Raw genomic sequence first — 8978 nt, forward strand, 5'->3', positions numbered from 1 at the left:
TACTCGACCTCGCCGCCCGCAGCACGCACATGTTCGAATTCCTCGATCAGCGGCTCCCGTTCGGTTTCCGAGGTGAACGCGGCAAGAAAGGGGTCGGCGCTGTGGGTGGGCTCGGTGACACCGCCGCGGGCCAAATCGTCGTACGCACCGAGAGCGATGCGGTTGACTCGCGCGAACACCTCCATCGACGACTTCCAGCGCCGGGTGGTGCAGTGCCGGGCGAAATCCGCGAGGAACCGCAGGAGTTTCACATCCGTTGTGGGCGGGACATACACCGGTGACGACGGCCGGAACACCGACCGCAACCCGTACCGCAGCACCGCCGGTTCCGGCAACGGCAACGTGAGCGCGGGCGCGAGCCAGCCCGCGTTGCCCCACGACGCGTCGGCCGCGACCGCGGTGCGCTCGACCACCGTCACCTCGACGTCGTGCTCCTGCAGGAACCATGCGGTCGACAACCCCACCACACCCGCACCGACGACGATCACCCGACGGACACGCATGACGCCCTCCTGATCCGAGGTACCCCATCTCTTTCCATCATGGCCCTGTCCCGCGGTCTCGTGGGCCGCACAACCGAGACGTCGGGGGAGCGTGGGGCGGGACGCGCCCGCGGATTAAGATCGGCCCCGTTAGTTCTGCGTGTCGAAGGGAATCGAAGAATGAGCACCGACGTCGAACAGCGCGAGTTCCAGGCCGAGGCTCGTCAGCTGCTGGACCTGATGATCCATTCGATCTACTCCAACAAGGACACATTCCTGCGCGAGCTCGTCTCCAACGCATCCGATGCGCTGGACAAGCTGCGCCTGGAATCGTTCCGCGACAAGGATCTGCAGGTCGACACATCCGATCTGCACATCGAACTCGAAGTCGACAAGGACGCCCGTACCCTGACCGTCCGCGACAACGGCATCGGCATGACCCGTGACGAGGTCGTCGACCTCATCGGCACCCTGGCACGGTCCGGCACCGGCGAACTCCGGCAGAAGCTGCGCGAGGCGAAGGACGCCGCGGCCTCGGAGGAGCTGATCGGCCAGTTCGGTATCGGCTTCTACTCCTCTTTCATGGTCGCCGACAAGGTCACCCTCGTCACCCGGAAGGCCGGCGAGGACACCGGCACCCGCTGGGAGTCCAGCGGCGAGTCGACCTACACGATCGCGGCTGTCGACGACGCCCCGCAGGGCACCTCCGTCACCCTGCATCTCAAGCCCGAGGACGCCGAGGACCACCTGTTCGACTACACGTCGCAGTGGAAGCTCGAGGAGATCGTCAAGAAGTATTCGGACTTCATCGCGTGGCCGATCCGCATGGAGGTCTCCCGCACCACCAAGGGTGAGGACGGCACGGACGAGGTCACGTTCGAGACCAAGACCCTCAATTCGCAGAAAGCGCTGTGGGCGCGCTCGAAGGACGAGGTGTCGGAAGAGGAGTACACCGAGTTCTACAAGCATGTCGCGCACGCGTGGGACGATCCGCTCGAAGTCATCCCGATGAAGGCCGAGGGAACCTTCGAATATCAAGCGCTGCTCTTCATTCCGTCGCATGCGCCGTTCGATCTGTTCGCGCGGGAACGTCGCACCGGGGTGCAGCTGTACGTCAAGCGCGTGTTCATCATGGACGACTGCGAAGATCTGATCCCCGAGTATCTGCGCTTCGTCAAGGGTGTCGTCGACGCACAAGACCTCTCGCTCAACGTGTCCCGCGAAATTCTGCAGCAGGACCGGCAGATCAGGGCGATCCGCCGCCGCCTGACCAAGAAGGTGCTGTCCACGGTCAAGGACATGATGACGCACGATCAGGACAAGTACCGCACGTTCTGGTCGCAGTTCGGACGTGTCGTCAAGGAAGGCCTGATCTCGGACAACGACAACCGGGAGTTGCTGCTCGAGATCTCGTCGTTCGATTCGACGGTCAGCGAGGACACGCAGACCTCCCTCGCGGGCTACGTCGAGCGGATGAAGGACGGGCAGGAGCAGATCTACTACATCACCGGCGAGTCGAGGCAGCTGCTCGAGAGCTCCCCGCACATGGAGGCATTCCGTGCCAAGGGATTCGAAGTGCTGCTGTTGACCGATCCGGTCGACGAGATGTGGGTGACCTCGGTACCGGAGTTCGACGGCAAACGGTTCCAGTCCATCGCCAAGGGGGAGGTGGACCTCGACACCGAGGACGAGAAGAAGGCCGCCGAGGCGGAACGGGAAGAGAAGGCAAAAGAATTCGGCGAGCTGCTGACATGGATGAAGGGCGCACTCGAAGACCACGTCAAGGAGGTGCGGCTCTCGTCGCGGCTCACGACGTCACCGGCGTGCATCGTCGGCGACACCTTCAGCATGTCGCCCGCGCTCGAGCGCATGTACAAGGCGTCGGGTCAGCCGGTGCCGCCCACCAAGCGGATCCTCGAGCTCAACCCTGGGCATGCGCTCGTCGACGGTTTGCGGACCGCATACGGCGCGCGCAAGGACGATCCGGCCCTCGCCGAGACCGCCGAGCTGCTGTACGGCATGGCTCTCATCGCCGAAGGCGGGGAAGTGGAAGATCCCGCGCGCTTCACCCGGCTTCTCGCCGACCGCCTCGCCCGGACGGTGTAGCGCGGCTACGGGTAGGTCTGCACGGATAAGCTCGTCGGCATGATGGACGTGGACGGGATTCTGTTCGACATCGACGGTGTCGTGGTGACGTCGTGGCAGCCGGTACCGGGTGCCGCCGACGTGCTCGCGGATCTGCGTGAGCGCGGAGTCGCCCGGGCGTTCCTGACGAACACCACGTCCCGGACGCGTGCCGAGATCGCCGAAGCCCTCACCGGTCTCGGTATGCCCGTCGACGCGGGAGAGATCGTCACCGCCGCGTCGCTGACCGTCGAATACCTGACGCAGACCTATCCGGGCCGCCGCTGCTGGGTCCTCAACGACGGAGACGTCGACGCCGACCTCGCCGGGATCGTCCGGGACGACGACGATCCCGAGGTCGTCGTTCTCGGCGGTGCCGGACCGGAGTTCACCCATCGGACGCTCAGCCGGGTCGCCGAGTTGATGCTCGACGGCGTGCCGGTGGTGGCGATGCACCGGTCGTCGACGTGGCAGGCCGCAGACGGATTGCGCATCGACACCGGCGTGTACCTGCCAGGCCTGGAGGAATTGACAGGCCAGACCGTGGTGGCCGTCGGTAAACCGTCGATGCAGGGATTTCTTGCTGCCGCGGATCTCATGGGCACCGATCCGAGCCGGATGGTGGTCGTCGGCGACGACCTGCAGGCCGAGGTGATCCCGGGCCAGCGTCTCGGGATGATCGGAGTCCTCGTGCGCACCGGGAAGTTTCGGCAATCGGTCCTCGACCTTGCGGTGGACCGTCCCGATCATGTCCTCGATTCCGTCGCCGACCTTCCCGAATTGCTCGACGTACTGTGACCTCATGCCCTCGCTCCGGGAGATTGTGACCGGTAACCTCCTCGTCGGGGGGATTATCGCCCTCGTCTTTTCCTGAGCAGAGGAGCTGTTCTTGTCCATTCGTTCCTTCCGTTCCGTTCTCTCCGGTCGCCGTCGGGTGGTGCGCGCCGGCGTGGTCTTCGCGCTGGGTGTGGCGTCGGCTGCGCTGATGGGAGCCGGTACCGCCGTGGCCGCGCCGGTGACGTGCCTCTCGCCGCCGTCGGACAACCAGATCCTGGTTTCCGACACTGCGAGTTGCGGAGCCACCGCCACGGGCGGCGGCACAGCGCGCGCGTCGGCGGCGGACAGTGGCACGGCCGTGTCGGTCGGGCAGACGGCGGGCGCCGCCGAGTCGCAGGCCACGGGCTTCGGGACGGCGCTCAGTTCCGCCCGCGACGGCGGTCGTTCGTTTGCGTTCGCGCTCGGCGGCGGTCTGAGCCAGTCGTGGGCACAGGGGCCGACCACCACGGTCTCGGTCGCGGGGTGGGGTTCGGGCGCCACCGTCGACCCGACGGGGGTCAGGTGCGCCGGTCCGCAGTCGTTCGCGGTCGACATGGGCACAGGCCAGTGGTGTGCCGTCGGCGTGGGGTCGGCGCCGCGATAGTTTCCGCACGGTGACGGGGGTGGACGAGTGCCGGTAATCTTGCACTCGCCACCCCCGAGTGCTAAGAATGCACTTAGCACTCGCAACACGCGAGTGCCAGGTCGGACGGTGAGGCCGGGATCTATCGACACCCCTGGTCGTCCGTCGCGGGCACTGATCCGGCCGAAGACGTACAGGTGCGACCCGACTAGCGGTCGTCCAGTGCAGTGGGCCGACCCGACGAGCGGTCGTCCTAGGTGTCACCCCATACCCGGAGGATCACTTCGCAATGGCCAAGATCATCGCGTTCGACGAAGAGGCCCGTCGCGGCCTCGAACGGGGCCTGAACAGCCTCGCCGACGCAGTCAAGGTGACGTTGGGCCCCAAGGGTCGCAACGTCGTGCTCGAGAAGAAGTGGGGTGCTCCCACGATCACCAACGATGGTGTGTCCATCGCCAAGGAGATCGAGCTCGAGGACCCGTACGAGAAGATCGGCGCCGAGCTGGTCAAGGAAGTTGCCAAGAAGACCGACGACGTCGCGGGTGACGGCACCACCACCGCCACCGTGCTCGCCCAGGCGCTCGTGCGTGAAGGTCTGCGCAACGTTGCTGCCGGCGCGAACCCGCTCGGTCTCAAGCGCGGCATCGAGAAGGCCGTCGAGGCCGTCACTGCCAAGCTGCTCGACACCGCCAAGGAAGTCGAGACCAAGGAGCAGATCGCTGCGACCGCCGGCATCTCCGCCGGTGATCCCGCGATCGGTGAGCTGATCGCCGAGGCCATCGACAAGGTGGGCAAGGAAGGCGTCATCACCGTCGAGGAGTCCAACACCTTCGGCCTTCAGCTCGAGCTGACCGAGGGCATGCGCTTCGACAAGGGCTACATCTCCCTCTACTTCGCGACCGACGCCGAGCGTCAGGAAGCAGTCCTCGAGGATGCCTACATCCTCCTGGTCAGCTCCAAGATCTCGACCGTCAAGGACCTGCTGCCGCTGCTGGAGAAGGTTATCCAGTCCGGTAAGCCGCTGGTCATCATCGCCGAGGACGTCGAGGGTGAGGCTCTGTCCACCCTCGTCCTGAACAAGATCCGTGGCACCTTCAAGTCCGTCGCCGTCAAGGCCCCGGGCTTCGGTGACCGCCGCAAGGCGCAGCTCGCCGACATCGCCATCCTCACCGGTGGCGAGGTCGTCAGCGAAGAGGTCGGCCTGTCCCTCGAGACCGCCGGTCTCGAGCTGCTCGGCCAGGCCCGCAAGGTCGTCGTCACCAAGGACGAGACCACCATCGTCGAGGGTGCGGGCGATCCCGACGCCATCGCCGGTCGCGTCAACCAGATCCGCGCCGAGATCGAGGCGTCGGATTCGGACTACGACCGTGAGAAGCTGCAGGAGCGCCTGGCCAAGCTGGCCGGCGGTGTTGCGGTCATCAAGGCCGGCGCCGCGACCGAGGTCGAGCTCAAGGAGCGCAAGCACCGCATCGAGGACGCCGTCCGCAACGCGAAGGCTGCCGTCGAAGAGGGCATCGTCGCCGGTGGCGGCGTGGCCCTGCTGCAGGCCGCTCCGGTTCTCGACGACCTCAAGCTCGAGGGCGACGAGGCCACGGGCGCGAACATCGTCAAGGTGGCCCTCGAGGCTCCCCTGAAGCAGATCGCCTTCAACGCCGGCCTCGAGCCCGGCGTCGTCGCGGAGAAGGTGCGCAACCTCCCCGCCGGCCACGGCCTCAACGCCGCAACCGGTGTCTACGAGGACCTGCTCGCCGCCGGCATCAACGACCCGGTCAAGGTCACCCGCTCGGCGCTGCAGAACGCAGCGTCCATCGCGGCCCTGTTCCTGACCACCGAGGCCGTTGTCGCCGACAAGCCGGAAAGGAACGCCGCTCCCGCCGGCGATCCGACCGGTGGCATGGGTGGCATGGACTTCTGATCCGGCCTTCCGTGATCGACCGAGGCCCGGCCCCACTTCGGTGGGGCCGGGCCTCACGATTTCCGGTTCGGTGGTCGGCAGGACTACGAGCGACGTGTCTCGGCGCGGGTCCGGTGAAGAGTGGCCGAATGGGACCTCTCGTTGCGAAGATACGCCGTGTATGAGTAGCTTTAACCCTCGGGCGATCGTCAACCCTCGGGCGATCGTCGTGGCGACGAATCGACCCGGTCGATTCGGATTTCGATGTTCGAAAGGTGGCTCAGTGCGTTCGGCGTGGCTCCGTCGCGTGCTCGGTGCATTCGCAATCGGCACACTGACAACGGTTCTGGTCCCGGCCAATGCTTCGGCAGAGCCTGTTTCGAAGTTGTCGTCGATCGAGGAGCAGGGTGACGGCACGGTTGTCGCTCACGTGTACTCCGCATCGATGGATCGCGTCGTCTCATTGGAAGTGCGCACCGCGGCCGACACCAGCGAACCGCGCCCGACCCTCTACCTGCTGAACGGGTCGAGCGGGGGCGAGGGCATCGCCACGTGGCATTCGGAGACCGATGTCGAAGAGTTCTTCGACGACAAGAACGTCAACGTGGTAACTCCGCTGGAGGGGGCCTTCAGTTACTACACCGACTGGGTACAGGACGATCCGGTGCTCGGCCGGAACAAATGGACCACCTTCCTCACGCAGGAGCTGCCGCCGATCATCGACGAGACCTTCGGCACGAGCGGAGTCAATGCGATCGCAGGACTGTCGATGGGGGGGACCTCGGTGCTGAGTCTGGCCATCGCGCAGCCGCAGCTGTACCGGGCGGTGGGCGCATACAGCGGTTGCGCCGAGACCAGCACGGCCCTCGGGCGGTTCTATGTGCGCACGGTGGTCGAGGCCAAAGGCGGCGCCGACGTGGAGAACATGTGGGGCTCCGTCGGGGCTCCGGCCTGGAGCGCAAACGACGCCTATGTGCACGCGGAGAGACTCCGCGGAATCGCGCTGTACATCTCGTCCGCCACCGGCCTCCCCGGCAAGTACGACCACCTGGGATCCCCCACTGTCAACAACGATCCGGTCGCGCTGGCGAACCAGGTAGTCGTCGGAGGTGTGATCGAAGCCGCTGTGCATCAGTGCACGCTGCGTCTGGAGAAGCGACTCGCCGAACTCGAGATTCCCGCGCACATCGAGTCCCGGCCCACCGGAACTCATTCGTGGGGGTACTGGCAGGACGACCTGCACAACTCGTGGCCGATGATCGCCGAGGCAATCGGACTCTAGGCATCCCGTCGCCGCCCGAGGGTGGCCGCTCGGTCCTCCGCGTGACCGTGCATCCCGGCCTGTTCGACAGGGACGTGTGTGCCTCCCTTCTGCGATCACGTTTCGGCAAATTGTCCATTTCGTGATCATTGCGGCGCCGGGTCGTGTACACAGGGTTCAATCATCCTCTGCGCGTGGATGGATATGGTGCCCTGTGGTCACTTGCCATAGGGTGCGCCGAGTTTCGGGAGGTTCGATGACTTCGGGGTGGCTCCGTCGGGTCGTCGGGACGATGGCGGTGGGTCTTCTGGTAGCCGTCGGCGTTCCGGGCATTGCTGGCGCACAGCCGCATTCCGCAGTGGCGCACGTAGAGGTGGAGGACGACCGCACGGTCGTCCTCCACGTGTATTCGGCGGCGATGGATCGTGTCGTGCCGCTGCGAGTGCGTACGCCGGCCGACACGAGCGTGCCGCGGCCCACGCTGTACCTGCTCAACGGTGCGGGCGGCGGGCAGGGTGCGGCCACGTGGGACGCGCAGACCGGCATCGACCAGTTCTTCGCGGACAAGAACGTCAACGTGGTCACGCCGTTGGAGGGCTCGTTCAGCTACTACACCGACTGGCAGCAGGAAGATCCGGTACTCGGCCGAAACAAGTGGACCACCTTCCTCACTCGTGAACTACCTCCCGTGGTCGACTCGGCTCTCGGAACATCCGGCCGGAACGCCATCGCCGGGCTCTCCATGTCGGGAACCTCGGTGTTGAGCCTGGCCATAGCGGCGCCGCACCTGTACCGAGCCGTGGGCGCATACAGTGGCTGCGCCGAAACAAGTACCGAGCTCGGACAACTCTACGTTCGTACGGTGGTCGAGAGCCGGGGCGGAGCAGATCCGGAGAACATGTGGGGGCCGTTCGACGGGCCGGGATGGCGTGAGAACGACCCGTATCGCCACGCCGAGAAGTTGCGGGGGATCGACCTGTACGTCTCGTCCGCCACCGGGCTCCCCGGCAGACACGAGCACCTCGGCGCCAGATCTGTCGGCAATGACCCGGGGATGCTGCTGAACCAGGTGTTCGTCGGGGGGATCATCGAGGCCGCAGTGAACGACTGCACTCGGCGCCTTGCCGCACGGCTCGACGAACTCGGCATCCCGGCACAATTCGACTTCCGGCCCACCGGTACGCACTCGTGGGGATACTGGGAAGACGACCTGCACAATTCGTGGCCGATGCTGGCGAGGGCCATCGGTCTCTAGCTGCGGGACACCACGTTACAGGGCTTGCCTACGGGCCGGCCCGCAACCGAGCATGCTGATGCGAAAACCCTTTTGCTGCAAAGTGTTCGAACCGTGATGGATATCGAGGTTGTTTTTGTAACCTCTTGACGGTCCCGATGCCATGTCGTAATGTGAGTTGCAGCACACACGAAAGGGTTTGTGCTGCAACATCTTCACCCGACAGGAGGATCAATGGGTAGCACCACAATCACGGAAATCATCGTGTTCTTCTTCGGCCTGCTCGCCCAGAGTGCAGCCTTCTTCAGCTGATCCCCGCAGTATTCGATGTCCGGAGGCATGAGGTCTCCGGCGACACCCTGGAGGAAAGATGGGCAGCATCACCAACGGTCTCGAAGTCATCGGTACACTCGTGCAACTGTTTCTCCTCATCGCGCCGGGGTTACTCACCGGTTCGCTCTAGCCTCGATTTTTCGCGCGGCCTGACCGGAGGTCGGGTTTGCGTCGTTCGATGCTGATTTCAGTGTCAGGGCACGAGGATGCACCCGACACCGCTCGGGTGGGAGCCCGGTTCCACGGTCCGG

The 8978-nt window shown here is 65.3% G+C and carries 7 protein-coding genes; 6 read left to right on the forward strand and 1 reads right to left on the reverse strand.

The genetic code is table 11. The annotated features are described in order from the left end of the window. Window positions 1-503, reverse strand: a 503-nt coding sequence (locus Q8814_RS21920) for an FAD-dependent oxidoreductase (RefSeq protein WP_330154094.1), incomplete at its 3' end; no start/stop codon positions are given. A 159-nt stretch (window positions 504-662) separates the two neighbouring features. Here Q8814_RS21920 and htpG point away from each other — a divergent pair. The 6 genes from htpG to Q8814_RS21950 all read left to right on the forward strand — a co-directional run bounded on the left by htpG (window position 663) and on the right by Q8814_RS21950 (window position 8415). After that, window positions 663-2588, forward strand: coding sequence for a molecular chaperone HtpG (gene htpG / locus Q8814_RS21925; protein ID WP_330154095.1), 1926 nt, complete (start codon window positions 663-665; stop codon window positions 2586-2588). Window positions 2589-2627: 39 nt separating this feature from the next. Continuing rightward, window positions 2628-3404: an HAD-IIA family hydrolase gene (locus tag Q8814_RS21930; RefSeq protein WP_330154096.1), complete on the forward strand. Its 777-nt coding sequence runs from the start codon at window positions 2628-2630 to the stop codon at window positions 3402-3404. A 91-nt stretch (window positions 3405-3495) separates the two neighbouring features. Beyond that, on the forward strand, window positions 3496-4026 hold the full coding sequence (locus tag Q8814_RS21935) for a DUF6764 family protein (RefSeq protein ID WP_330154097.1): 531 nt from the start codon (window positions 3496-3498) through the stop codon (window positions 4024-4026). A 268-nt stretch (window positions 4027-4294) separates the two neighbouring features. Next, on the forward strand, window positions 4295-5920 hold the full coding sequence (gene groL / locus Q8814_RS21940) for a chaperonin GroEL (protein ID WP_330154098.1): 1626 nt from the start codon (window positions 4295-4297) through the stop codon (window positions 5918-5920). Between the two features lie 262 nt (window positions 5921-6182). Beyond that, entirely contained in the window at window positions 6183-7181 is a 999-nt protein-coding gene (locus tag Q8814_RS21945; protein WP_408015963.1) for an alpha/beta hydrolase, read from the forward strand. A 235-nt stretch (window positions 7182-7416) separates the two neighbouring features. Next, entirely contained in the window at window positions 7417-8415 is a 999-nt protein-coding gene (locus Q8814_RS21950; protein ID WP_330154099.1) for an alpha/beta hydrolase, read from the forward strand. The last annotated feature ends 563 nt before the right edge of the window (window positions 8416-8978 follow it).

The sequence above is a fragment of the Rhodococcus chondri genome (assembly GCF_036327435.1).
GTDB lineage: Bacteria > Actinomycetota > Actinomycetes > Mycobacteriales > Mycobacteriaceae > Rhodococcus > Rhodococcus chondri.

Excerpts from the sequence above, each read along its gene's own strand:
- htpG (WP_330154095.1), top strand. The coding sequence starts at position 663 with ATGAGCACCGACGTCGAACAGCGCGAGTTCCAGGCCGAGGCTCGTCAG.
- Q8814_RS21930 (WP_330154096.1), top strand. The coding sequence starts at position 2,628 with ATGATGGACGTGGACGGGATTCTGTTCGACATCGACGGTGTCGTGGTG.
- groL (WP_330154098.1), top strand. The coding sequence starts at position 4,295 with ATGGCCAAGATCATCGCGTTCGACGAAGAGGCCCGTCGCGGCCTCGAA.
- Q8814_RS21950 (WP_330154099.1), top strand. The coding sequence starts at position 7,417 with ATGACTTCGGGGTGGCTCCGTCGGGTCGTCGGGACGATGGCGGTGGGT.